This window comes from Streptomyces sp. NPDC001315 (genome assembly GCF_042896175.1).
Lineage (GTDB): Bacteria > Actinomycetota > Actinomycetes > Streptomycetales > Streptomycetaceae > Streptomyces.
Genome location: NZ_JBIAWZ010000001.1, coordinates 983,467 through 1,007,915 on the forward strand (window position 1 = coordinate 983,467; position 24,449 = coordinate 1,007,915).

20 protein-coding genes and 1 pseudogene are annotated in these 24,449 nt (G+C 69.2%); 9 read left to right on the forward strand and 12 right to left on the reverse strand.

Features of this window, described 5'->3' with window-relative positions:
- Positions 1–27 precede the first annotated feature (27 nt).
- Positions 28–1,449 carry a Fe-S cluster assembly protein SufB gene (sufB, locus tag ACFY16_RS04345; protein ID WP_390645542.1) on the reverse strand — a complete coding sequence of 474 codons (1,422 nt, stop codon included), beginning with the start codon at positions 1,447–1,449 and terminating at the stop codon, positions 28–30.
- Positions 1,446–2,207: a helix-turn-helix transcriptional regulator gene (locus ACFY16_RS04350; protein WP_390645543.1), complete on the reverse strand. Its 762-nt coding sequence runs from the start codon at positions 2,205–2,207 to the stop codon at positions 1,446–1,448. Before ACFY16_RS04350 ends, sufB begins: the two co-directional genes overlap by 4 nt.
- Positions 2,208–2,436: 229 nt before the next feature.
- Between ACFY16_RS04350 and ACFY16_RS04355 the strand changes: the two are divergent.
- From ACFY16_RS04355 to ACFY16_RS04370, 4 genes and pseudogenes are all read left to right on the forward strand, one after another.
- Positions 2,437–2,547 (forward strand): annotated as a pseudogene (locus tag ACFY16_RS04355) (aminoglycoside N(3)-acetyltransferase); the annotation flags it as partial.
- A gap of 31 nt (positions 2,548–2,578) precedes the next feature.
- Positions 2,579–3,502 (forward strand): ABC transporter ATP-binding protein, encoded by a 924-nt coding sequence (locus ACFY16_RS04360; protein ID WP_390645544.1) that lies wholly within the window; start codon positions 2,579–2,581, stop codon positions 3,500–3,502.
- Positions 3,503–3,558: 56 nt separating this feature from the next.
- Positions 3,559–4,275 carry an ABC transporter permease gene (locus ACFY16_RS04365; protein WP_390646090.1) on the forward strand — a complete coding sequence of 239 codons (717 nt, stop codon included), beginning with the start codon at positions 3,559–3,561 and terminating at the stop codon, positions 4,273–4,275.
- A 70-nt stretch (positions 4,276–4,345) separates the two neighbouring features.
- Entirely contained in the window at positions 4,346–5,359 is a 1,014-nt protein-coding gene (locus ACFY16_RS04370; RefSeq protein WP_390645545.1) for a heme A synthase, read from the forward strand.
- A 1-nt stretch (position 5,360) separates the two neighbouring features.
- Here ACFY16_RS04370 and ACFY16_RS04375 read toward each other — a convergent pair whose 3' ends face one another.
- The 3 genes from ACFY16_RS04375 to ACFY16_RS04385 form a co-directional block, all read right to left on the reverse strand.
- Positions 5,361–6,470 (reverse strand): amidohydrolase family protein, encoded by a 1,110-nt coding sequence (locus tag ACFY16_RS04375; RefSeq protein ID WP_390645546.1) that lies wholly within the window; start codon positions 6,468–6,470, stop codon positions 5,361–5,363.
- Between the two features lie 170 nt (positions 6,471–6,640).
- A complete protein-coding gene (locus tag ACFY16_RS04380) occupies positions 6,641–6,997 on the reverse strand; it encodes a hypothetical protein (protein ID WP_390645547.1) in 357 nt (118 codons plus the stop codon).
- A 110-nt stretch (positions 6,998–7,107) separates the two neighbouring features.
- Entirely contained in the window at positions 7,108–8,061 is a 954-nt protein-coding gene (locus ACFY16_RS04385) for a heme o synthase (protein WP_390646091.1), read from the reverse strand.
- 377 nt (positions 8,062–8,438) lie between these two features.
- On the opposite strand from ACFY16_RS04385, the gene tkt reads away from it, so the two are divergent.
- Genes tkt through pgl form a run of 5 tightly spaced genes read left to right on the forward strand, consistent with a single transcriptional unit; the run spans position 8,439 to position 15,074 of the window.
- Positions 8,439–10,526, forward strand: coding sequence for a transketolase (gene tkt, locus ACFY16_RS04390; protein WP_390645548.1), 2,088 nt, complete (start codon positions 8,439–8,441; stop codon positions 10,524–10,526).
- A gap of 34 nt (positions 10,527–10,560) precedes the next feature.
- Positions 10,561–11,679, forward strand: coding sequence for a transaldolase (gene tal, locus ACFY16_RS04395; RefSeq protein ID WP_390645549.1), 1,119 nt, complete (start codon positions 10,561–10,563; stop codon positions 11,677–11,679).
- Between the two features lie 4 nt (positions 11,680–11,683).
- Entirely contained in the window at positions 11,684–13,207 is a 1,524-nt protein-coding gene (gene zwf, locus ACFY16_RS04400; protein WP_390645550.1) for a glucose-6-phosphate dehydrogenase, read from the forward strand.
- Positions 13,204–14,295, forward strand: a complete 1,092-nt coding sequence (opcA, locus tag ACFY16_RS04405) for a glucose-6-phosphate dehydrogenase assembly protein OpcA (RefSeq protein WP_390645551.1) — start codon at positions 13,204–13,206, stop codon at positions 14,293–14,295. Before zwf ends, opcA begins: the two co-directional genes overlap by 4 nt.
- Positions 14,292–15,074: a 6-phosphogluconolactonase gene (pgl, locus tag ACFY16_RS04410; RefSeq protein ID WP_390645552.1), complete on the forward strand. Its 783-nt coding sequence runs from the start codon at positions 14,292–14,294 to the stop codon at positions 15,072–15,074. Before opcA ends, pgl begins: the two co-directional genes overlap by 4 nt.
- A gap of 194 nt (positions 15,075–15,268) precedes the next feature.
- On the opposite strand, the gene pgi is transcribed toward pgl, so the two are convergent.
- From pgi to ACFY16_RS04445, 7 genes are all read right to left on the reverse strand, one after another.
- Positions 15,269–16,924, reverse strand: a complete 1,656-nt coding sequence (gene pgi / locus ACFY16_RS04415; protein ID WP_390645553.1) for a glucose-6-phosphate isomerase — start codon at positions 16,922–16,924, stop codon at positions 15,269–15,271.
- A 201-nt stretch (positions 16,925–17,125) separates the two neighbouring features.
- On the reverse strand, positions 17,126–17,413 hold the full coding sequence (locus tag ACFY16_RS04420) for an RNA polymerase-binding protein RbpA (protein WP_007448238.1): 288 nt from the start codon (positions 17,411–17,413) through the stop codon (positions 17,126–17,128).
- A gap of 257 nt (positions 17,414–17,670) precedes the next feature.
- Positions 17,671–17,907 (reverse strand): preprotein translocase subunit SecG, encoded by a 237-nt coding sequence (gene secG / locus ACFY16_RS04425; RefSeq protein WP_351142251.1) that lies wholly within the window; start codon positions 17,905–17,907, stop codon positions 17,671–17,673.
- A 124-nt stretch (positions 17,908–18,031) separates the two neighbouring features.
- Positions 18,032–18,808, reverse strand: coding sequence for a triose-phosphate isomerase (tpiA, locus tag ACFY16_RS04430; protein WP_390645554.1), 777 nt, complete (start codon positions 18,806–18,808; stop codon positions 18,032–18,034).
- 6 nt (positions 18,809–18,814) lie between these two features.
- Complete coding sequence (locus ACFY16_RS04435) at positions 18,815–20,026, reverse strand: phosphoglycerate kinase (RefSeq protein ID WP_390645555.1); 1,212 nt, start codon at positions 20,024–20,026, stop codon at positions 18,815–18,817.
- 127 nt (positions 20,027–20,153) lie between these two features.
- Positions 20,154–21,164: a type I glyceraldehyde-3-phosphate dehydrogenase gene (gap, locus tag ACFY16_RS04440; RefSeq protein WP_390645556.1), complete on the reverse strand. Its 1,011-nt coding sequence runs from the start codon at positions 21,162–21,164 to the stop codon at positions 20,154–20,156.
- Positions 21,165–21,358: 194 nt separating this feature from the next.
- On the reverse strand, positions 21,359–24,316 hold the full coding sequence (locus tag ACFY16_RS04445) for a M14 family zinc carboxypeptidase (protein WP_390645557.1): 2,958 nt from the start codon (positions 24,314–24,316) through the stop codon (positions 21,359–21,361).
- Positions 24,317–24,449: the final 133 nt, after the last annotated feature.

Here is a 24,449-nt window from a genome sequence, read left to right on the forward strand (position 1 = left end):
GTGGCTTGACGGGACGGCGGGCGGTGCTTAGCCGACCGCGCCTTCCATCTGGAGCTCGATCAGCCGGTTGAGCTCGAGGGCGTACTCCATGGGCAGTTCCTTGGCGATCGGCTCGACGAAGCCGCGCACGATCATCGCCATCGCCTCGAACTCGCTCAGACCGCGGCTCATCAGGTAGAAGAGCTGGTCCTCGGAGACCTTGGAGACGGTCGCCTCGTGACCCATGGACACGTCGTCCTCGCGGACGTCCACGTAGGGGTAGGTGTCGGAGCGGGAGATGGTGTCGACGAGCAGCGCGTCGCACAGCACGTTCGACTTGGATCCGGCGGCGCCCTCGCCGATCTCGACGAGACCACGGTAGGACGTACGACCGCCACCACGCGCCACGGACTTCGAGACGATGTTGGAGGAGGTGTTCGGCGCCATGTGGACCATCTTGGAGCCGGCGTCCTGGTGCTGGCCCTCGCCCGCGAAGGCGATGGAGAGGGTCTCGCCCTTGGCGTGCTCGCCCATCAGGTAGACGGCCGGGTACTTCATCGTCACCTTGGAGCCGATGTTGCCGTCGATCCACTCCATGGTCGCGCCCTCGTACGCCACGGCGCGCTTGGTGACCAGGTTGTAGACGTTGTTCGACCAGTTCTGGATGGTCGTGTAGCGGCAGCGGGCGTTCTTCTTGACGATGATCTCGACCACGGCGCTGTGCAGCGAGTCCGACTTGTAGATCGGGGCCGTACAACCCTCGACGTAGTGCACGTAGGCACCCTCGTCGACGATGATCAGGGTCCGCTCGAACTGGCCCATGTTCTCCGTGTTGATGCGGAAGTAGGCCTGGAGCGGGATCTCCACGTGCACGCCCGGCGGCACGTAGATGAAGGAGCCACCCGACCACACGGCGGTGTTCAGCGAGGCGAACTTGTTGTCACCGACCGGGATGACGGTCCCGAAGTACTCCTTGAAGAGCTCCGGGTGCTCCTTCAGCGCGGTGTCGGTGTCCAGGAAGATGACGCCCTGCTCCTCCAGGTCCTCGCGGATCTGGTGGTAGACGACCTCGGACTCGTACTGAGCCGCGACACCGGCGACGAGGCGCTGCTTCTCCGCCTCCGGGATGCCGAGCTTGTCGTACGTGTTCTTGATGTCCTCGGGCAGGTCCTCCCAGGACTCCGCCTGCTTCTCCGTGGAGCGAACGAAGTACTTGATGTTGTCGAAGTCGATCCCCGACAGGTCCGATCCCCAGTTCGGCATCGGCTTCTTCTCGAAGAGGCGCAGGCCCTTGAGGCGGAGCTTGGTCATCCACTCCGGCTCGCTCTTCTTCTCGGAGATGTCGCGGACGACGTCCTCGTTGATGCCGCGCTTCGCAGAGGCGCCGGCCGTGTCGGAGTCGGCCCAGCCGTATTCGTACTTGCCCAGACCCTCGAGTTCGGGGTGAGCAGTCTCCGTGGGGAGAGTCATGCGGGGTTCCTCCCGGCCGTGCTTGCAGATGCGTCAGGGCTATTGAGTTGCGTATGGGAAATCTTGGGGATGAACGTCGTGCAGACGCCGTCGCCGTGCGCGATGGTCGCCAGCCGCTGCACGTGCGTGCCGAGCAGCTGGGAGAAGATCTCGGTCTCCGCCTCGCACAGCTGCGGGAACTTCTCCGCGACATGGGCGACCGGGCAGTGGTGCTGGCAGAGCTGCTCACCCTTCTGCGGGAGGGGCGCGCTGCGCGCCGTAGCAGCGTACCCGTCCACGCTCAGGGCCTTGGCGAGGGCTTCGGTGCGCTCTTCGGGGGCGGCGGCCTCGATCGCCTCACGGTACGCGGCGGCCTGCTCGGCGATCCTCGCGCGGGCGAAGGCGACGACCGCCTCGTCCCCGCCGAACCGCTCCTGGATCCAGCGCAGGGCGTCCGCGGCGAGCTCGTCGTACGACTGGTCGAAGGCGTCCCGGCCGCAGTCGGTGAGCGCGAAGACCTTCGCGGGGCGGCCACGCGTGCGTGCGCCGTACACCCGCTGCTCCCGCGGCTCCACGACGTCGTCGGCGACCAGCGCGTCCAGATGCCGTCGTACGGCCGCCTGGGTGAGCCCGAGCCGTCCGGCCAGCTCGGCGACGGTCGACGGCCCGTGGTCCAGGATGGATCGCGCGACCCGGTTGCGCGTCGAGCGCTCTCCGGTCGCGAGCTCCTCCTGCGGGGCCCCCGTGGGGGTCTCCCGAGCCTCGCCGTCGTATTTCACAACACCATTGTTGCGTAATTCCTCAGAGCCAGGCAAGCCACGTCCCCACGGCCGTACGGTGCCCTGCATCACTTAGGCATACCTAAGCTGACCTGGGAAAACGATCTTTGATCGATCAAACCATGGCGTCTGCAGGTCTCTTCCGGAACACTCCCGAACCATGCCCATACCCCCTCCCACCGGCCCACTTGTCACCTGGGGCACGGTCGCCGAGCAGCTGCGCACGCCGGGCGCGGCCGACGTACGGCTGTTCGCCGTGGCGGACGCGGTGGCGTACGCGGAGCGGTGGCCGGCACCGCACCGGCCCCGTGAGGAGGAGATCCCGCACCCGCCCGTCTGAGGCGACCGGCGCGTACCTAGACTCTGGATCCATGCGAAGTGAGCCTGTCGTCCAGGTCCAGGCCCTGGTGAAGCGGTACGGGACGAAAACCGCGGTGAACGGCCTCGACCTGGTGGCCGGGGCAGGCGTCACCGCCGTGCTCGGTCCGAACGGCGCCGGCAAGACGACCACCGTCGAGACCTGCGAGGGATACCGGAAGCCGGACTCGGGCACGGTGCGCGTCCTGGGCCTCGACCCCGTGAGACAGGCCGGTGAGCTGCGGCCCCGGATCGGCGTGATGCTCCAGTCCGGCGGTGTCTACTCGGGCGCGCGGGCCGACGAGATGCTCCGGCACGTGGCGAAGCTGCACGCGCACCCCCTGGACGTGGACGCGCTCATCGAGCGCCTCGGGCTCGGCAGCTGCGGCCGTACGACGTACCGCCGTCTCTCGGGCGGCCAGCAGCAGCGGCTCGCCCTGGCGATGGCCGTCGTCGGGCGCCCGGAGCTGGTGTTCCTGGACGAGCCGACGGCCGGCCTGGATCCGCAGGCCCGCCGCGCGACCTGGGACCTGGTCCGGGATCTGCGCACGGACGGCGTTTCCGTGATCCTCACGACCCACTACATGGACGAGGCCGAGCAGCTCGCCGACGACGTCGCGATCATCGACACGGGCAGGGTCATCGCCCAGGGCTCCCCCGAGGAGCTGTGCCGCGGCGGCGCGGAGAACACGCTGAGGTTCACGGGCCGGCCGGGCCTGGACGTGAAGTCCCTGCTGAAGGCGCTCCCCGCGGACTGCACGGCCGCGGAGCTGACGCCGGGCTCGTACCGGGTCGTCGGCAAGGTGAACCCCCAACTGCTGGCCACCGTCACCTCCTGGTGCGCGCAGCACGGGGTGATGCCGGACCGGATCTCGGTGGAGCGGCACACCCTCGAAGACGTTTTTCTGGAGCTCACGGGCAAGGAGCTGCGTTCGTGACGACGACCATCCCCGGTGCGTACACCCCGAAGCCGGGTGCGGCCCCCCTCCCCCGCATGATCGCGGCTCAGGCCGCGCTCGAGACGAAGATGCTCCTGCGCAACGGCGAGCAGCTGCTGCTGACGGTCGTGATCCCGACGTTGCTGCTCGTGCTCTTCAGCTCCGTGGACATCGTCGACACCGGCGCGGGCGAGGCCGTCGACTTTCTCACCCCCGGCATCCTCGCCCTCGCCGTGATGTCGACGGCGTTCACCGGCCAGGCCATCGCGACGGGCTTCGAGCGGCGCTACGGGGTGCTGAAGCGCCTGGCGTCCTCCCCGCTGCCTCGCTGGGGCCTGATGACCGCGAAGACGGCCTCCGTGCTGGTCACCGAGGTCCTTCAGGTGATCCTGGTGACGGTGATCGCCTTCGCGCTGGGCTGGTCGCCGCACGGCAACCCCCTCGCCGTACTGCTCCTCCTGGTCCTGGGGACCGCCGCGTTCTCGGGGCTCGGCCTGCTGATGGCCGGGACCCTCAAGGCCGAGGCCACCCTGGCCGCCGCCAACCTGGTGTTCCTGCTGCTGCTCGTCGGCGGCGGGGTCATCGTCCCGCTGGAGAAGTTCCCGTCCGGCGCCCAGGACGTGCTCGGGCTGCTGCCCATCTCGGCCCTGTCGGACGGCCTGCGGGACGTGCTCCAGCACGGGTCCGGGATGCCGTGGGGCGACCTGGGGATCCTGGCCGTGTGGGGGGTCGTGGGGCTGGCGGCGGCCGGAAGGTTCTTCCGCTGGGAGTAGGCGCCGGAGCAAGAGTGAGGCACGGCGCACCGCGGACCCTCGTGAAAGCATGCACAAGCGGCCGCCTACGATGGGGCACGTGCCAAACGTGACCCGCGCCGACGCCGTAGCGGCCGCGCGCAACCCCCTCGCCTTCATCGCCGAACGCTGGACCCCGGGCCCCCGGACGGTCCAGCGGGCGGCTCTCGCCGCGCTCGTCATGTCGGTGGTGATCGTGGTCACCGGCGGCGCCGTGCGCCTGACGGGCTCCGGCCTCGGCTGCCCGACCTGGCCCAAGTGCACCGCCGACTCCCTCACCGCCACCAGCGCGATGGGCTTCCACGGCGCCATCGAGTTCGGCAACCGCATGCTGACGTACGTACTGTGCGCGGCGGTCGGCTGGGCGATCATCGCCGCGCGTTCCGAGAAGCCGTACCGCCGCAGCCTGACCCGGCTGGGCTGGGCGCAGTTCTGGGTCGTGATGGGCAACGCCATCCTCGGCGGTGTCGTGGTCCTCGTCGGCCTCAACCCGTACACGGTCGCGGCTCACTTCCTGCTCTCGTCCGCCCTGATCGCGGTCGCCACCGTGATGTGGCAGCGCACCCGGGAGGGGGACGGGCCACCCAAGCCGCTGGTCGGCAAGTCGGTGCAGCAGCTGGTGTGGTTCCTGGTCGCCGCCTCGGTGCTGCTGATCGCCGTCGGCACGGTGGTCACCGGCTCGGGTCCGCACGCGGGCGACTCCAGCGAGGTCGAGCGGATGCCGCTGGACTGGGAGACGATCAGCAAGCTGCACGCCGTACTGGCCTGGATCGTGGTGACGCTGACGTTCGCCCTGTGGTTCGTCCTCAAGGCGGTGGACGCGCCCAAGGGGCCACTGGACCGCACCCGCGAACTGTTCCTGGTGCTGCTCGCCCAGGGCGTCATCGGCTACGTCCAGTACTTCACGAACCTCCCCGAGGCGCTGGTCGGGCTGCACATGCTCGGGTCGGGCCTGGTGTGGATCGCCGTACTGCGCGTGCTGCTGTCGCTGCGCGAACGGCCGGAGACAGCGGAAGCCGAGCTGCCGGGCCTGGCGGCCGAGGCGACGGTCGCCACGCGCGCGTGAGTCACGTTTCCAGCCCGTAGACCCGTCTGGCGTTGCCCGCCGCCAGCATCCCCGCCACGCGCTGCGCGTCCGTCAGCGACCACGCCCCCTCGGCGACCCAGGAACCGAGCACCCGGCCGAGGGCCTCGCGGAAGAGTCGTGCCCCCACCACGTGCAGCTCGGGCAACCCCTGCGCCCCGCTGGAGAAAAGGATCTTGCCGAAGGGGGCCAGCTCCAGGATCTCCGCGAGGACGGTCGCGGCGCGGGCGCCGGTGCGCACGAGAGCGGCCCCCGAGTCCGTGTAGACGTGCGGGAAGACGCCGGCGAGGTGGGCGGCGTGGCGGTGGTACGGGTAGCCGTGCAGCAGGACGAGGTCCGTGCCCAGACCCGCCGTCGCCCGTACGAAGTCCGTGAGCAGCACCGGGTCCGTACGGTCGATGCGCAGCCCCGGTTCGCCGAGCCCCGCGTGCAGTTGCAGGGGCAGCCCGGAGGCGACCGCGATCCACAGCAGATGGCGCAGCAGCACCGGGTCACTGAGCTCCCCGCCGACCCGCCGTCCGGCCAGCCAGCGGCCGGCCGCGCCGCGTACCTCTCCCGGTCCGGGCGGTTCGGGCGCGAGCGCCAGCCCGTGCCGGACCCCCGCGACCGAGGTGAAGGCGACGGCCTGCGCGGCGGCGCCGTGCACCGCCTCGGCGAGGTTGGCGAGGAAGGACTCGACGGTGCCGGAGGTGTCGGCGACCTGCTCGGCCAGGAGTTCCAGGCGCACGATCTCGTGCGCCTGCGCCTCACCGGCGGACGCCATCTCCAGGGGCCCGGTCAGGTCGCCGGGCAACCCGGTGTCGACAAGGTACGTCGTGATGCCGCTGCCGCGCAGCAGTCGGCGGCCCGCCTCCAGTACGCCGAGTTCACGACGCCGGGCGAGATAGCGGGCGGGCGTGCAGTGCGGTTCCAGGCCGAGCAGCGGGGGGCACCAGCGGCGTACCGCGAACCCGGTCTGCGTGTCGAAGAGGGTGGTGCCCGGTGCGGGCGGGCCCTCGGTGCGGGCCAGCTGGGCCTCGAAGGTGCCGAGGCCCAGCTCCGTTCTCAGTACGCCGTGGCAGTACTGGTCCACGAGGGACGGCGTGTCGATCATCCGGGCTCCCCGCGGGTTGACTACGTCGTTCTGCGGGGCCTAACGGGTGAACGAGGTGTCAGGTGGCGGGGCCATGGGTTCTTTGGCGGCTGCGGGCCGTCTGTGGCTGGTCGCGCCCACGCGGCGGAGCGACATGATGTCACCGGCCCGCGCCGCTCAGGGTGGGCTGTTCAGCCGTTGGCCGGGCCGCCCACCTGGATTCCCGCCATGCGGTTCCACTCGTACGGCCCGGTCTTCACCTTGGCCGCGAACTCGCCGTCGAACGCCTCGTGGACGGTGATCCCGGACTTCTCCACGGCCTTCTCGGCGACCGCGTGGGAGGGCGCCACCAGGTCGCCCCAGCCGCCGTCCTCGCCGACGAGCACGATGCGGGCACCGCGCTCCCCGATGTACGCGACGTGCCCCTCGGCCCCGCCGTGCTCCTTGGCGAAGGAGCTGATCCGCTTGGCGAGCTTGGCCGCGGTGCGCTCGGCCTTCGCGGCCTGCTTGGCGTCGGTGCCCTCGTCAACCTGCTTCGTTTCTGCCATGGCCAGATGCTACCGACGAGTAGATCAAACGGCGACGGGCGGGGTGCGTGGCCTTGACCACGCACCCCGCCCGTACGGAAAACCAGGGGTCTCAGGACTGTCAGGGGTGTCTAACGAAGGAAGGGGTCCACCGCGACCGCCACGAAGAGGAGCGACACATAGGTGATCGACCAGTGGAACAGCCGCATCTCCTTCAGCTTGGCGCCCGTCACCTCGGCCTTCGCCCGGTTCTGCAGGCCGTGCGCCTCCCACAGCCAGAAGCCGCCCGCCAGCAGCGCGACCAGGGTGTACAGCCAGCCGGTGTAACCGAGCGGGGTGAGCAGCAGCGAGACGATGACCATCACCCAGCTGTAGAGGACGATCTGCTTGGCGACCACCTTGTTGGAGGCGACGACCGGCAGCATCGGCACGCCCACGCGCGCGTAGTCCTCCTTGACCTTCATGGACAGCGGCCAGTAGTGCGGCGGCGTCCAGAAGAACATGACGAGGAAGAGGATGACCGGCGCCCACGACATGGAGTTGGTGACGGACGACCAGCCGATCAGGACCGGGAGGCAGCCGGCGATGCCGCCCCACACGATGTTCTGCGACGTGCGCCGCTTGAGAAGCATCGTGTAGACGACCACGTAGAAGAGGAGCGCGCCGAGCGACAGCCACGCCGACAGCCAGTTGACGGTCAGACCGAACAGCAGCGTCGAGACGACCGCGAGGGTGATGCCGAAGACCAGGCACTCGGCCGGGCTGACCATGCCGGTGACCAGCGGACGCTGCGAGGTGCGGTCCATCAGCGCGTCGATGTCCCGGTCGATGTACATGTTCAGCGCGTTGGCGCCGCCCGCGGAGAGATAGCCGCCGACACAGGTCAGCAGCACCAGCTTCAGATCCGGTACACCCTGTTGCGCCAAGAACATCACCGGAACGGTGGTGATCAGCAGCAGCTCGATGATCCGGGGCTTGGTCAACGCCACGAACGCCTTGACACGGGCCCCGAACGGCCGGTGGCCCGGGTTCTGGCTCGTCCCGAGCACCCCCACTGGACGGGATTCGACGGCCGTCACGCACACCCCTGACAGAGACATCCCAGCAAGCCTCCCCGTGTGAAGTCCGGGTAAAGGCTCGCGCGTACCACGCCACTGTAGACGTTGCCCATACCTCGGCCTTCGCGGGGGTGGGGTCGTGTTGAGAGGGGCTGCTCATCGGTCGTACTGAGGCTCGATTGAGCAGTCAGATGAGCGGCTCCGTATTCAGTTGCCAAATGCGATTCGCGCCAGTCGAGAGGCGGATCCGCGGGAGTCCCGGCAGTCTGTAATGACTCGAAAAAACGCACGTTCTTACGGGGGTAGGCTCGACAACGGCCGGTGGGCGCCCAGTGCACCGGCAGCCGGTGGGCGCACGCCCAGAACACCGGTATTCGACATGTGGAGAGGAGCCCTGACCCAGGGTGAGCACCAAGCCGACCACCACAGACCTCGAGTGGACCGAGTTGGACCAGCGGGCCGTCGACACCGCCCGCGTCCTGGCCGCCGATGCCGTACAGAAGGTCGGAAACGGCCATCCGGGTACGGCGATGAGCCTGGCGCCTGCCGCCTACACCCTCTTCCAGAAGGTGATGCGGCATGACCCCGCCGACCCCGAGTGGGTCGGCCGCGACCGCTTCGTGCTGTCCGCCGGTCACTCGTCCCTGACCCTCTACACGCAGCTCTACCTGGCCGGCTTCGGCCTGGAGCTGGACGACCTGAAGTCCTTCCGCACCTGGGGCTCGAAGACCCCGGGCCACCCCGAGTACGGGCACACCAAGGGTGTGGAGACCACGACCGGGCCGCTGGGCCAGGGTGTGGCGAACGCGGTCGGCATGGCGATGGCCGCCCGCTACGAGCGCGGTCTGTTCGACCCGGACGCCCCGCAGGGCGAGTCCCCCTTCGACCACTTCGTCTACGCGATCGCCGGTGACGGCTGCCTCCAGGAGGGCATCTCCGCCGAGGCGTCCTCGCTGGCCGGCCACCAGAAGCTCGGCAACCTCATCCTGCTGTGGGACGACAACCACATCTCGATCGAGGGCGACACCGAGACGGCCGTCTCCGAGGACACCGTCAAGCGCTACGAGGCGTACGGCTGGCACGTGCAGCGGATCGCGCCGAAGCCGGACGGCGACCTGGACCCGCATGCCATCTACAACGCGATCGAGGCCGCGAAGCAGGTGACGGACAAGCCGTCCTTCATCGCGATGCGCTCGATCATCGCCTGGCCGGCCCCGAACGCGCAGAACACCGAGGCCGCCCACGGCTCGGCGCTCGGCGACGACGAGGTCGCGGCCACCAAGCGCGTCCTCGGCTTCGACCCGGAGAAGTCCTTCGAGGTCGCCGACGAGGTCATCGGCCACACCCGCGGAGCGCTGGAGCGCGGCCGTCAGGCCAAGGCGGAGTGGGAGAAGTCCTTCCAGGAGTGGCGCAACAGCAACGCGGAGCGCGCCGCCGAGTTCGACCGCGTCGCCGCGGGCGAGCTGCCCACCGGCTGGGAGGAGAAGATCCCGGTCTTCGAGCCCGGCAAGGGCGTCGCCACCCGCGCCGCCTCCGGCAAGGTGCTCCAGTCCCTCGGCGCGGTGATCCCCGAGTTGTGGGGCGGCTCCGCCGACCTGGCCGGGTCGAACAACACGACGATCGACAAGGACAGCTCGTTCCTGCCGGCGGACAACCCGCTGCCGGAGGCGCACCCGTACGGCCGAACGGTCCACTTCGGTATCCGCGAGCACTCCATGGCCGCGGAGATGAACGGCATCGCGCTGCACGGCAACACCCGTATCTACGGCGGCACCTTCCTGGTGTTCTCCGACTACATGCGCAACGCGGTACGCCTGTCGGCCCTGATGCACCTGCCGGTGACGTACGTGTGGACGCACGACTCCATCGGCCTCGGCGAGGACGGCCCGACGCACCAGCCGGTCGAGCACCTGGCCTCGCTGCGCGCCATCCCGGGCCTGAACGTGGTCCGCCCGGCGGACGCCAACGAGACCGCGATCGCCTGGCGCGAGATCCTCAGGCGCTACACGAAGGTGTTCGGCAAGGGCGCCCCGCACGGTCTGGCGCTGACCCGCCAGGGCGTGCCGGTGTACGAGCCCAACGACGACGCGGCCAAGGGCGGCTACGTGCTGTTCGAGGCCGAGGGCGGCGACGCCCAGGTCATCCTGATCGCCACCGGTTCCGAGGTGCACGTCGCCGTCGAGGCGCGCGAGCAGCTCCAGGCCGACGGTGTGCCGACGCGCGTCGTCTCCATGCCGTCCGTGGAATGGTTCGAGGAGCAGGACCAGGGGTACCGGGACAGCGTCCTGCCGCCGTCCGTGAAGGCTCGTGTCGCGGTGGAGGCCGGTATCGGTCTCACCTGGCACAAGTACGTCGGGGACGCCGGTCGCATCGTTTCCCTGGAGCACTTCGGTGCTTCCGCCGACGGCAAGGTCCTCTTCCGCGAGTTCGGCTTCACTGCCGAGAACGTGGCCGCGAAGGCGCGGGAATCCATCGCCGACGCCCAGCGCTGACCCTCATATACGACACGTAGGAGATGCATTTTCCATGACAGACGCACTGAAGCGCCTCTCCGACGAAGGCGTCGCGATCTGGCTGGACGACCTGTCGCGCAAGCGGATCACGTCCGGCAACCTCGCCGAACTGATCGACCAGCAGCACGTCGTGGGTGTCACCACCAACCCGTCGATCTTCCAGAAGGCGATCAGCAGCGGTGACGGTTACGAGCAGCAGCTCGCCGACCTCGCCGCCCGCAAGGTCACCGTCGAAGAGGCCATTCGCATGATCACGACGGCGGACGTCCGCGACGCCGCCGACATCCTGCGCCCGGTCTTCGACGCCACCGGCGGTCAGGACGGCCGGGTCTCCATCGAGGTGGACCCGCGCCTGGCGCACAACACCAGGGCGACCATCGCCGAGGCCAAGCAGCTGGCCTGGCTCGTCGACCGTCCCAACACGCTCATCAAGATCCCGGCCACCAAGGCGGGCCTCCCGGCGATCACCGAGGTCATCGGTCTCGGCATCAGCGTCAACGTCACACTGATCTTCTCGCTGGAGCGCTACCGCGAGGTCATGGACGCCTACCTCTCCGGCCTGGAGAAGGCCAAGGAGCGCGGCCTGGACCTGTCGAAGATCCAGTCCGTGGCGTCCTTCTTCGTGTCCCGCGTGGACACCGAGATCGACAAGCGGATCGACGCGCTGGGCACCGACGAGGCCAAGGCCGCCCGTGGCAAGGCGGGCGTCGCCAACGCCCGGCTCGCCTACCAGGCGTACGAGGAGGTCTTCTCCTCGGACCGCTGGCTGGCCCTCGACAAGGCGCAGGCCAACAAGCAGCGCCCGCTGTGGGCCTCGACCGGCGTCAAGGACCCGGCGTACAAGGACACCCTGTACGTCGTCGAGCTGGTGGCGCCGAACACGGTGAACACCATGCCGGAAGCCACGCTGGAAGCCACCGAGGACCACGGCGAGATCCGCGGCAACACGATCGCCGGTACGTACGAGCAGGCCCGCGCCGAACTCGACGCGGTCGAGAAGCTCGGGATCTCGTACGACGACGTGGTCCAGCTGCTGGAGGACGAGGGCGTCGACAAGTTCGAGACGTCCTGGAACGACCTGCTCAAGTCGACCGAGGCGGAGCTCCAGCGCCTCGCCCCTTCGGAGGGCTGAAACGTTGTCAAGCAGCAACCCGCTGCGTGACCCCGCCGACCGACGGCTCCCGCGTATCGCGGGGCCGTCGGGCCTGGTCATCTTCGGCGTAACCGGCGATCTGTCGCGCAAGAAGCTGATGCCCGCCGTCTACGACCTCGCCAACCGCGGGCTGCTGCCGCCGGGCTTCTCGCTCGTCGGCTTCGCGCGCCGCGAGTGGCAGAACGAGGACTTCGCGGCGGAGGTCCACGACGCCGTCAAGGAGCACGCCCGTACGCCGTTCCGCGAGGAGGTCTGGCAGCAGCTCATCCAGGGGATGCGCTTCGTCCAGGGCACCTTCGACGACGACGACGCCTTCGAACGGCTGCGCGGCACCATCGAGGAGCTCGACAAGGCACAGGGGACGGGCGGCAACTTCGCCTTCTACCTCTCCGTGCCGCCGCGTTCCTTCCCCGTGGTCATCCAGCAGCTGAAGAAGCACGGTCTCGCCGACCAGACGAGCGGCTCCTGGCGGCGCGCGGTCATCGAGAAGCCCTTCGGTCACGACCTGAAGTCGGCCGAGGAGCTCAACAAGGTCGTGCACGAGGTCTTCGGCTCGGACCAGGTCTTCCGCATCGACCACTACCTGGGCAAGGAGACCGTCCAGAACATCCTGGCGCTGCGCTTCGCCAACACGATGTTCGAGCCGATCTGGAACCGGTCCTTCGTGGACCATGTGCAGATCACCATGGCCGAGGACATCGGCATCGGCGGCCGCGCCGGCTACTACGACGGCATCGGCGCCGCCCGTGACGTCATCCAGAACCACCTGCTCCAGCTGATGGCCCTCACCGCGATGGAGGAGCCCGCCTCCTTCGACGCGGACGCGCTGGCCGCGGAGAAGACCAAGGTGCTCGGCGCGGTACGGCTGCCGAAGGACCTGGGCAAGGACACCGTGCGCGGCCAGTACGCGGACGGCTGGCAGGGCGGCGAGAAGGTCATCGGCTACCTCCAGGAAGACGGCATCGACGCCAAGTCGAAGACCGACACCTATGCCGCGATCAAGGTGGGCGTCGACAACCGCCGCTGGGCGGGCGTGCCGTTCTACCTCAGGACCGGCAAGCGCCTCGGCCGCCGCGTCACGGAGATCGCGGTCGTCTTCCAGCGCGCCCCGCACTCCCCCTTCGACACGACGGCCACCGAGGAGCTGGGCCAGAACGCGATCGTCATCCGCGTCCAGCCCGACGAGGGCGTGACCGTCCGCTTCGGCTCGAAGGTGCCGGGCACGTCGATGGAGATCCGGGACGTGTCCATGGACTTCGCCTACGGCGAGTCGTTCACGGAGTCGAGCCCTGAGGCGTACGAACGGCTCATCCTCGACGTCCTGCTCGGCGACTCGAACCTCTTCCCGCGCACCGAGGAGGTCGAGCTGTCCTGGAAGATCCTCGACCCGATCGAGCAGTACTGGGACAAGCACGGCAAGCCCGCGCAGTACCCGTCGGGCACCTGGGGACCGGCCGAGGCGGACGAGATGCTCGCACGAGACGGACGGAGCTGGCGCCGGCCATGAAGATAGACCTGACGGACAGCACCGCCAGCAAGATCAACAAGGCCCTCGTCAAGGGCCGCCGAGCCATCGGCACCCCGGCCGTCGGCATGGTGCTCACCCTCGTCATCGTCACCGACGAGGAGAACGCCTACGACGCCCTCAAGGCCGCGAACGACGCCTCCCGCGAGCACCCCTCGCGCACGCTCGTGGTCATCAGGCGCGTCTCCCGCTCGCCCCGCGACCGCACGAAGTCCCGGCTCGACGCCGAGGTTCGGGTGGGCGCGGACGCGGGCACCGGCGAGACGGTGGTCCTGCGGCTGTACGGCGAGGTCGCCGACCACGCCCAGTCGGTCGTCCTGCCGCTGCTGCTGCCCGACGCCCCCGTGGTGGTCTGGTGGCCGGTCAACGCGCCCCTGGACCCGGCCAACGACCCGCTGGGGGCCCTCGCCCAGCGCAGGGTCACCGACACCTACGCCGCCGAGCAGCCGGTACGGGAGCTGTCCGCCCGCGCCGACGCCTACACGCCCGGCGACACGGACCTGGCGTGGACCCGCATCACGCCCTGGCGTTCGATGCTGGCCGCGGCCCTGGACCAGGTGGTCTGCGAGGTCAAGGCGGTCGAGGTGGAGGGCGAGGAGTTCAACCCGAGCTGTGAGCTGCTCGCGATGTGGCTCGCGGACCGGCTGGAGGTCCCCGTCAAGCGCTCCCTGTCGGCCGGCCCCGGCCTGACGGCGGTCCGCATGACCACCGACCACGGCTCGATCGCCCTCGACCGCGCGGACGGCACGCTGGCCACGCTGTCGATCGGGGGCCAGCCGGACCGCGCGGTGGCGCTCAAGCGGCGGGAGACCGCAGAGCTGATCGCGGAGGAGCTGCGCCGGCTCGACCCGGACGACACGTACGCCTCGGCGCTGCGGTTCGGGGTGGACCGGCTGCACGCGGCGCCGACGGTCGTACAGGAGCCGACGGCCGCGCAGGAGCCTGCGGTGGACGCGTCTGCGACCGCGCAGGAGCCGGTGGCGGAAGCAACCGCGGCCCCGGCGAAGAAGACGGCCGCGAAGAAGACAGCCGCGAAGAAGGCCCCGGCGAAGAAGGCGGCGGCGAAGTGAGCACTCCCCAGCTGGTCGTGCACCACGACAAGGAGCTGATGGCGCAGGCCGCAGCGGCCCGTCTGATCACGAAGATCGTGGACGCACAGGCCTCCCGGGGTTCGGCGTCCGTGGTCCTCACGGGCGGCCGCAACGGCAACGGGCTGCTGGCCGCACTGGCCGCGCAGCCGGCCCGGGACGCCATCGACTGGGGCCGCCTCGACCTGTGGTGGGGCGACGAGCGGTTCCTGCCCGAGGGCGACCCCGAGCGCAATGTCACGCAGGCCCGCGAGGCGCTGCTGGACTCGGTGCCGCTGGACCCGAAGCGCGTGCACGCCATGCCCTCGTCGGACGGTCCCTACGGCGCGGACGCGGACGCGGCAGCGGCCGCCTACGCGGAGGAACTGGCCCGCGCGGCCGGCCCCGAGAACCACGGTGCGGTGCCGACCTTCGACGTCCTGATGCTGGGTGTCGGCCCGGACACCCACGTGGCGTCGCTCTTCCCGGAGCTGCCCGCCGTACGGGAGACCGAGCGCACGGTGGTCGGCGTCCACGGCGCGCCCAAGCCCCCGCCGATCCGTGTCACCCTCACCCTCCCGGCGATCCGGGCGGCCCGTGAGGTGTGGCTGCTGGCGGCCGGCGAGGACAAGGCGAACGCCGCGGCGATCGCCCTGTCGGGCGCGGGCGAGATCCAGGCCCCGGCGGCCGGCGCGTACGGCCGGCAGCGCACCCTGTGGCTGCTGGACTCGGCGGCGGCCTCCCAGCTGCCGCGCTCGCTGTACCCGCCGGCGTCGCCCTGACGGCGGATTCGGCTCTTTCCGGAACCCGTACGGTCAACGACCGTACGGGTTCCGGCCGTTGCAGGGGCTGAGCGTGCCGCCCAACTCCCCCTCGAACCAGCCACCTTGCACTCCCCCGAGCCATGGCCTTCGTGATCGTCGGGGAGTCCACGGGAAGCGGACGGCCGCACGCCGCCCGCTTCCCGCATCCGTGGTCACTGCCGGCCGCGCAGCTTCCGGTAGGTGGCGACCAGGGCCTTGGTGGACTCGTCCAGGCCGGGAACGTCCGCGCCCTCGGTGAGGGCGGGTTCGACGCGCTTGGCGAGGACCTTGCCGAGCTCGACGCCCCACTGGTCGAAGGAGTCGATGTTCCACACCGCGCCCTGGACGAACACCTTGTGCTCGTAGAGCGCGACGAGCTGGCCGAGGACCGACGGGGTCAGCTCGCGCGCCAGAATCGTGGTGGTGGGGTGGTTGCCCTTGAACGTCTTGTGTGCCACCAGCTCCTCGGGCACACCCTCCGCCCGTACCTCGTCGGGGGTCTTGCCGAAGGCCAGCGCCTGTGTCTGGGCGAAGAAGTTGGCCATCAGCAGGTCGTGCTGCGCCTTGAGCTCGTCGCCCAGTTCGGCGACCGGCTCGGCGAAGCCGATGAAGTCCGCCGGGATGAGCTTCGTGCCCTGGTGGATCAACTGGTAGTAGGCGTGCTGCCCGTTGGTGCCGGGCGTGCCCCAGACGACAGGCCCGGTCTGCCAGTCGACCTCGCGCCCGTCGCGGCCTGTGGACTTGCCGTTGGACTCCATGTCCAGCTGCTGCAGGTAGGCGGTGAACTTGGAGAGGTAGTGCGAGTAGGGCAGCACCGCGTGCGACTGGGCGTCGTGGAAGTTGCCGTACCAGATGCCCAGCAGGCCCAGCAGCAGCGGCACGTTGGCCTCGGCGGGCGCGGTGCGGAAGTGCTCGTCGACGAGGTGGAAGCCGTCGAGCATCTCGCGGAAGCGGTCCGGGCCGATGGCGATCATCAGGGAGAGGCCGATCGCGGAGTCGTACGAGTAACGCCCACCGACCCAGTCCCAGAACTCGAACATGTTGGCCGTGTCGATGCCGAAGTCGGACACCTTCTCGGCGTTCGTCGACAGCGCCACGAAGTGCTTCGCGACGGCCTCCGGCCCGGCCTGCAGGTGGATGAGCAGCCAGTTGCGGGCCGAGGTGGCGTTGGTGATGGTCTCGATGGTGGTGAACGTCTTCGACGCGATGACGAACAGCGTCTCGGCCGGGTCGAGGTCGCGGGTGGCCTCGTGCAGGTCGGCGCCGTCCACGTTGGAGACGAAACGGACCGTCAGATCGCGGTCGGTGTAGGCGCGCAGCACCTCGTAGGCCATCGCCGGGCCCAGGTCCGAGCCGCCGATGCCGACGTTCACCACGTTCTTGATGCGCTTGCCGGTGTGGCCGGTCCACTCGCCCGAGCGGACCCGGTTCGCGAAGGCGGACATCCGGTCGAGGACGGCGTGCACGGCGGGCACCACGTTCTCGCCGTCGACCTCGATCACGGCGTCCCGCGGGGCACGCAGCGCGGTGTGCAGCACGGCCCGGTTCTCGGTGGTGTTGATCTTCTCGCCGCGGAACATGGCGTCCCGCAGGGCGAAGACGTCCGCGGCGGCGGCCAGCTCGCGCAGCAGCCGCAGCGTCTCGTCGGTGACGAGATGCTTGGAATAGTCGATGTACAGGTCACCGACCTGGAGCGTGTATCCGCTGCCCCGACCGGGATCGGTGGCGAACAGATCCCGCAGACGAGTGTCGGCGAGCTCCTCGCGGTGCTTGGCCAGAGCGGTCCACTCGGGCGTCTGGTTGAGCCTGGTACGGCCGTCTGCGTTCATATCCGACTTCAGCCTTCTTTCCTGCCTGTCCCTGCTGCGTACCTTGCCCCGCTACCGCTTCCAACCTAATTGATCAGTCGAGCGGCGGCGCAACTACAGGTACGTCCGGCTGACGTCCGCGTGTCAGCGCGGTGAAGGACAGGACGGAGAAGACATGAGGTCCGGTCGCACATCTCGCGATGTCCGACCGGACCTCAGTTCCTAGATCTCGCCCCGCAGTTTGGCGAGCGCCTCGGCGAGGATCGCCTCGCCGTCCGCGTCGCTGCGCCGCTCCCGCACGTAGGCGAGGTGCGTCTTGTAGGGCTCGGTGCGCGGCGGGTCCGGGGGGTTGTCCCGGTCCTGGCCGGCCGGGAAGCCGCAGCGCGGGCAGTCCCAGGTCTCGGGCACCTGTGCGTCGCTGGCGAAGCTGGGCTGCGTCTCGTGCCCGTTGGAGCACCAGAAGGAGATGCGCAGCCGCGGCGCTGACTCGCCGCGCTCGGCCTCGCCCATCGGCCCCGCCCCGACCCGGCTTCCTCGGATCGCGTTGCCACTTGCCACGGTGTAACTCCCTGCGTGATGGTGCCGCGAAGCGAGTCGGCGTTTCGCTTCACTGCGAGCGCCTCAGTCTACGTAAGGCCCAACGCGCGTCCAGTGATTGGAGTTACAGCCCCCACACTCAGACGCAAGCCCCATGATAGGCCGCGCTCAGCTGCGCGTACCGAACATGGGGCCTTACGCACGAAATGTGCTTGCGCGCACTCCGCCGATCAGCTGTTGCCCTTCATCAGGATGCCGAGCACGATGATGGACGCGAACCACAGCAGACCGATCACCAGGGTGATGCGGTCGAGGTTGCGCTCGGCGACCGAGGAGCCGCCGACGGACGACTGCATGCCGCCACCGAACATGTCGGAGAGGCCGCCGCCCTTCCCCTTGTGCATCAGCACGAGCAGCATCAGCAGCAGGCTGAAGACGATCAGGGCGATCGAGAACCCCAAAACCACGGCTGGACCAACTTCCTCGGAACTGGATGGACGACGGGGGCCGGACTCGGAAAGAGCCCCGGCCCCCGCAAGGGTACGACGGATCGCCGCTACCGCATACTCACAGATCGACTCACCGGTCGACTCACTGGTCGCGGAAGCGCACGATCTTGACGAACTCGTCGACGTCCAGCGAGGCACCGCCGACCAGCGCACCGTCGATGTCGGCCTGCGCCATGATCTCGGCGACGTTGCCCGACTTCACGGAGCCGCCGTACTGGATGCGGACCTTGTCGGCCAGCTCCTGCGAGTACAGCTCGGCGATCTTGCCCCGGATGGCGGCGCAGACCTCCTGGGCGTCCTCGGCGCCGCAGACCTTGCCGGTGCCGATGGCCCAGACGGGCTCGTAGGCGATCACGATCGACTCGGCCTGCTCGGCCGGGAGGTCCTTCAGACCACCCTCGACCTGCGCGAGGGTGTGGGAGACGTGCGTGCCCGCCTCGCGGACGTGCAGCTCCTCGCCGACACACAGGATCGGGGTCAGGCCGTGCTTGAAGGCGGCCTTGACCTTGGTGTTCACGATGTCGTCGGTCTCGTTGTGGTACTGGCGGCGCTCGGAGTGGCCGACCGCCACATACGTGCACTTGAGCTTGGCGAGCATCGAGCCGGAGATCTCGCCGGTGTAGGCGCCGGAGTCGTGCGCGGAGACGTCCTGGGCGCCGTACTTGATCCTGAGCTTGTCGCCGTCGACCAGCGTCTGCACGGAGCGCAGGTCGGTGAAGGGCGGCAGGACGGCGACCTCGACGGCGTCGTAGTCCTTGTCGGCCAGGGCGAAGGCGAGCTTCTGGACGTGGGCGATGGCCTCGAGGTGGTTGAGGTTCATCTTCCAGTTGCCCGCCATCAGCGGCGTGCGAGTGGTCATGCGGGGTCAGTCCTCCAGTGCGGCAAGGCCGGGGAGCGTCTTGCCCTCGAGGTATTCGAGGGAGGCGCCGCCGCCGGTCGAGATGTGGCCGAATGCCGACTCGTCGAAGCCCAGGATGCGCACGGCCGCGGCGGAGTCGCCACCGCCGACGACCGTGAAGGCCTGGGAGTCGATGAGGGCCTGGGCGACCGCCTTGGTGCCCTCGGCGTAGTCGGGGTGCTCGAAGACGCCCATGGGGCCGTTCCAGAAGACGGTGGCCGCGTCGGCGAGCTTCGAGGCGTACAGCTTGCGGGTTTCCGGACCGATGTCCAGACCCTCCTGGTCGGCCGGGATGGCGTCCGCGGCGACGGTGGTGGGGTTGGCCGGGGCCTTCGTCTTCAGGTCCGGGAACTCCGTGGAGACGAGGACGTCGACGGGCAGGACGAGCTCGACGCCGGTCTTCTCCGCGCGCTCGATGTACTCCTGGACGGCCGGGATCTGGTCCTCCTGGAGGAGGGAGATGCCGACCTCGTAGCCCTTGGCCTTGAGGAAGGTGTAGGCCATGCCGCCGCCGATGAGCAGCCGGTCGGCCTTGCCGAGCAGCTGGTCGATGACGGCGAGCTTGTCGGAGACCTTGGCGCCACCGAGGGCGACGACGTACGGGCGCTTGACGTCCTCGGTGAGCTTCTTCAGGACGCCGACCTCGGTGGCGATGAGGTAGCCGGCGTAGTGCGGCAGGCGCGCGGGGAGGTCGTAGACGGAGGCGTGCTTGCGGTGCACGGCCCCGAAGCCGTCGCCGACGTAGACGTCGGCGAGAGCGGCCAGCTGGTCCGCGAACTCGCCGCGCTCGGTGTCGTCCTTGGCGGTCTCGCCGGCGTTGAAGCGCAGGTTCTCGATGACCGCGACCTGTCCGGGCTGGAGGCCGTTCACCGCGTCGTGGGCGGCCGGGCCGACCGTGTCCTGGGCGAACGCGACCGGGGCGCCGAGGAGTTCACCGAGGCGCTCGGCGGCGGCCAGCAGCGAGAAGGCCGGGTCCGGGGCGCCCTTGGGGCGGCCCAGGTGCGAGGCGACGACCACCTTGGCGCCCGCGTCCACGAGAGCCTTCACGGTGGGCAGGACGGCGCGGATACGGCCGTCGTCGGTGATGACTCCGTCGGCCAGCGGCACGTTGAGGTCGGCGCGGACGAAGACCCGCTTGCCGTCCACGCCTTCGGCGAGAAGTTCGTCGATCGTCTTCATAAAGGGACTCCTAGGGAAGCTCTTCAGATCCGAGGGCTGATCGATCAATACGCAGCGCAGGGCTCGGGCAGCGCGGCTGTGCGCTGCCCGAGCCCTGGCTCACGGAGGTTCCTGCCTGCTCTGGGACTTAGAGCTGGCCGCCGACGAAGACCGTGAGGTCGACGAGGCGGTTGGAGTAGCCCCACTCGTTGTCGTACCAGCCGAGGATCTTCACCGAGTTGCCCTCCTGGACCATGGTCAGGGAGGAGTCGAAGGTGCAGGAGGCCGGGTCGCTGACGATGTCCGAGGAGACGATCGGGTCCTCGGTGTAGGCCAGGTAGCCCTTGAGGTCGCCGTCCTCGGAGGCCTTCTTGAACGCGGCGTTGACCTCGTCCTTGGTGACCTCGCGCTGGAGGGTCACGACCAGGTCGGTGGCCGAGCCGGTCGGGACCGGGACGCGCATGGCGATGCCGTCCAGCTTGCCCTTGAGCTGCGGGAGGACCAGGGCGGTGGCCTTGGCGGCGCCGGTGGTGGTCGGGATGATGTTCTCGGCGGCGGCGCGGGCGCGACGCAGGTCCGAGTGCGGGAAGTCCAGGATGCGCTGGTCGTTGGTGTACGCGTGCACCGTCGTCATCAGGCCCTTGACGATGCCGAAGTTCTCGTCGAGAACCTTGGCCATCGGCGCCACACAGTTGGTGGTGCAGGAGGCGTTGGAGATGACGTGGTGGTTCGCCGGGTCGTACTTGTCCTGGTTGACGCCCATCACGATGGTGATGTCCTCGTCCTTGGCCGGAGCCGAGATGAGGACCTTCTTGGCGCCGCCGGCGATGTGCTTCTCGGCGTCGGCCTTCTTCGTGAAGATGCCGGTCGACTCGATGACGATGTCGACGCCCAGCTCGCCCCACGGGATGTCCGCGGGGTTGCGCTCGGACAGGACCTTGATGGTGTGGCCGTCCACGGTGATCGTGTCGGCGGTGTGCGACACCTCGGCCTTGAGGCGGCCCAGGATGGTGTCGTACTTCAGCAGGTGAGCGGTGGTCGCGGTGTCACCCAGGTCGTTGACAGCCACGATCTCGATGTCAGCACCCTGCTCCAGCAGCGCGCGGAAGTAGTTGCGACCGATACGACCGAAGCCGTTGATGCCTACGCGGATCGTCACGAACCGATCTCCTCGTTGGTACGCCGGCTATGCGGTGCCGGCGAGCTCTGTTTGGGATGTCCCCGACCGCCTACGACCCTACCTCCCTGAGGCCCCCGGAGTGACATTGAGACGCCCCATACACGGCGAGGCGGTCCGTACCCGCCAGTAGGGGTACGGACCGCCCGCTATGTTCATGCCATTTTCACACAGGGTCACCCGGTGAGCGCGGTAAGCGCCTTGCCGATCAGGGCCTTGCGGTCGGCCGCCGCGGTGACGTGCTCCAGACCGAAGCCCAGCAGCACGGTGTCGTCCGTGGTGACCGCTCCGTAGGTCTGGAACAGCGCTCCGGTGCGCGTCCAGTCCTTGAGGACGGCCGGGCTGCCCGCGGGCGGTCCGGCGACCTGCCAGGAGCCCAGGGAGGTCTCGAAGCCCTCGGTCCCGGTGGCCGTGCCGCCGACGACGAGCGCGGCGTCGTCGGCGAGTACGCCGCGGCCGCCGGTGCCCGGGTCGGTGACGTAGCTGAGCGAGACCTCGACGGACCTGCCGGCGTACGCGCTCAGGTCGAAGTTCACCTGCTGCCAGCCGTTGGAGGCGCCGGTGAGAGCGTTCCAGGAGCCGCTGGAGCCGGTCGCGGTGCAGCCGTCCGACGTCAGGGTCAGGTAGTGCGTCAGCCAGGGGTGCTCACCGATGTAGAACCCGGCCCCGCACTCCGCCGGGACCTCGGTGCTGGTGGCGCCGCCCGCCTCCGGGAGGGTCGTCCAGTCCTCGGCACCCACGGTGTGCGCCTCGGCCACCGCGTTGTCGTAGCCCGGCTCGGTGTCCCACAGGAGCTGGGTTCGCAGCGTGGGCTTGTCGGCCGCGCTGACCCCCGTGAGGTCGATGGTGCGCGTGAGGCGCTTGTAGGCGTCGTCGGTGTGGACGGCGGCCGCCATGTAGGAGCCCGAGTACGGCCCGTACGGGTTCACGGTGCCGGCGAACTGGCCCGCGCCCGCGCTCGCGAACTGCGGATATGTGGCGACGGGCAGCTCGTCCGAGGTGACCTTGTAGGTACCCGCCCGGTCGAGCGGGTTGCCGGGCGCGGCGCCGAGCGTCCCGCCGGAGCCGGCGAGGTCGCCGGAGCCGGTGAAGCCGGTGGCACCGGGGGTCGACGTGCGCGAGTAGGCGCCCAGGTAGTACTGGCTGAAATCGTTCGAGGGAGTGCCGTCACCGAGGTCGACGCTGCCGCCGGCCGACTCGCCCGCCTCGATCAGCTTGCCGCCCTCGTTGAGGAAGGCGCGCAGCTGGAGCTGGGTGGGGTTGCCCGGGACGCTCGCGCCCGTGTAGTGGACGACCGTCCTGAAGTGGTCCAGCACGCCGAGCGCGTCGGGCGCGCCCTGGGTGGCGACGTCCCAGACGATCGCCTTGCGGCCGTTGGCCTTCAGCGCGTCCACGTACGTCTGCGCCTGTGTGGCGGCCGCGCCCTCCTCGGCGACGACGAGCGTGTCGGCCCTGGGCCGGTCGGCCACCGTGTAGGTGAAGTGTTCGCTGGAGGTGGGTTTCCCGCTCTTCGTCTCGCCGGTGAACCACACCTCGACCTTGTCGCCCGGCCGGCCGTCCTGGACCTTGGCCCGGTACTCGTCGAAGTAGAGGTTGTCGTCACCGCCGTACGTCTCGCCGCCCTTCCAGGGCTTGAGCGCCTGGTCGAGCGTGCGGCCGCCGTTGACGCGGTACTTGAGCTCCTTGTCGCGCACCGCCTTGCGGACGACGACGGAGACCTCCTGGTCGGCGCCGCGCGCGTACGACGTCGAGAACGCGGCCGGGGTGAAGTCGGCGGCGTTCAGGCCGACCGAGGACGACGGCTGGTCGGGGTGGGCGGCGGTCTCGGCGACGGAGAGCGCGAACGGGACGTTCTTGGCGAACTCCTGCTGGATCAGCTTCTCGTCGTCCGGGAAGTTGAAGGACGACTGGCAGTCGGAGGCGTTCCAGGTGTCGGCCGGGTCGAGGTTCGACACGGTCTGGCAGGTCGACATCTCGGGGGTGAACATCGCCATGCCGTTGACGTTGCCGGCGTGGCCGTCCGCCTCGCCGTTGGTGGTGTACAGCTCCGAGGAGACCTGCGGGTGGTAGCCCGGGACGGCGGAGTTGTCGGGGGTGCCGGCGAGTGCCCTGTAAAGCACGTCGTCCGGGGTCGGGGTGGCGACCTGCCAGCCGACGCCGTAGAGGAGGAGTTCGGCGGCGGAGTGGTAGTTGATGCCGTACGTGAAGCCGATGCGCTTCTCGAAGGCGTCCAGCGCCTGGGTCTCGGGCTCGGAGGCCGGTGAGGCGCCTCGGTAGGTCTCGCTGGTGGGGTTGGGGGACGAGCCCTCGTCGTCGTAGCCCCACTTGTAGGCGAAGTTGCGGTTGAGGTCGACGCCGTCGCCGGTGCTGATGGCGCCGTCGCCGTTGACGTCCCGCAGGTTCTTGCGCCACAGGCGCGTGTCGGAGTCCTGGAAGGTGTAGTCGTAGCCGTCGGGGTTGGCCGACAGGACGAACCACAGCTCGGTGGAGTCGACGATCTTCTTGATGCGTTTGTCGGTCTTGTAGTTGTCCAGGTAGTAGTGGAGCAGCCGCCTGGTCATCTCCGGCGTGATCCACTCGCGCGCGTGCTGGTTGGACATGTACAGCACGGAGGGCTTGGAGCCGTCCTCGGACTTCTTGGCGCCCTTGGTCAGTTTGACCGCGAGGATGTCCTGGCCGTCGACCGTCCTGCCGATGGAGACGACCTTCGTGAGGTCGGGGTTCTCCTGGCCGGTCCTGACGATCTCCTCCTTCAGACCGCCGCTGCCGCTGTACGGTCGGAACACACCCTCGGCGGCGGCCTCGACGCGGTTCTCCGCCTTGGCCGAAAGGGTGTGCTCGGTGAGGTCGAGGCCCTGCTTCTCCAGCTTTTTCGCCTGGTCGTCGGTGAGGTAGACCTCGACGCCGGCCGTGCCGCTGTCGGGCACCTGTTCGCCGAGTTCGTGGCCGTCCTGTCCGGCGGCCAGCAGCAGGGGAATCTGCTGCTTGGTGACTTCGGCACGGAAGACCTTGACCTCGTCAGCGTCGGACTTCTGTGCCGAACTCCCGGTCTGGGCCTGGGCAATGGGTGCGATGCTCGCTCCGCCGATCAGGAGCGCGCCGACAGCGAGGATCGATCTCGCTCTGTGTCTCATGAACCCCCCTAGCAGTGGTTCGCCACGACAGCGGCGAACACTTGCCAGGCTCATGACAGTTCATGATCGAGTCAAGGGCGCGCCAAGGACGGTCAAACGCCGGTGCCTACGTCCCAAGCAGGCTTCAGCACCG

Excerpts from the sequence above, each read along its gene's own strand:
- sufB (WP_390645542.1), bottom strand. The coding sequence starts at position 1,449 with ATGACTCTCCCCACGGAGACTGCTCACCCCGAACTCGAGGGTCTGGGC.
- ACFY16_RS04360 (WP_390645544.1), top strand. The coding sequence starts at position 2,579 with ATGCGAAGTGAGCCTGTCGTCCAGGTCCAGGCCCTGGTGAAGCGGTAC.
- ACFY16_RS04365 (WP_390646090.1), top strand. The coding sequence starts at position 3,559 with ATGATCGCGGCTCAGGCCGCGCTCGAGACGAAGATGCTCCTGCGCAAC.
- ACFY16_RS04370 (WP_390645545.1), top strand. The coding sequence starts at position 4,346 with ATGGGGCACGTGCCAAACGTGACCCGCGCCGACGCCGTAGCGGCCGCG.
- ACFY16_RS04375 (WP_390645546.1), bottom strand. The coding sequence starts at position 6,470 with ATGATCGACACGCCGTCCCTCGTGGACCAGTACTGCCACGGCGTACTG.
- ACFY16_RS04380 (WP_390645547.1), bottom strand. The coding sequence starts at position 6,997 with ATGGCAGAAACGAAGCAGGTTGACGAGGGCACCGACGCCAAGCAGGCC.
- tal (WP_390645549.1), top strand. The coding sequence starts at position 10,561 with ATGACAGACGCACTGAAGCGCCTCTCCGACGAAGGCGTCGCGATCTGG.
- opcA (WP_390645551.1), top strand. The coding sequence starts at position 13,204 with ATGAAGATAGACCTGACGGACAGCACCGCCAGCAAGATCAACAAGGCC.
- pgi (WP_390645553.1), bottom strand. The coding sequence starts at position 16,924 with ATGAACGCAGACGGCCGTACCAGGCTCAACCAGACGCCCGAGTGGACC.
- ACFY16_RS04420 (WP_007448238.1), bottom strand. The coding sequence starts at position 17,413 with ATGGGCGAGGCCGAGCGCGGCGAGTCAGCGCCGCGGCTGCGCATCTCC.
- tpiA (WP_390645554.1), bottom strand. The coding sequence starts at position 18,808 with ATGACCACTCGCACGCCGCTGATGGCGGGCAACTGGAAGATGAACCTC.
- ACFY16_RS04435 (WP_390645555.1), bottom strand. The coding sequence starts at position 20,026 with ATGAAGACGATCGACGAACTTCTCGCCGAAGGCGTGGACGGCAAGCGG.
- ACFY16_RS04445 (WP_390645557.1), bottom strand. The coding sequence starts at position 24,316 with ATGAGACACAGAGCGAGATCGATCCTCGCTGTCGGCGCGCTCCTGATC.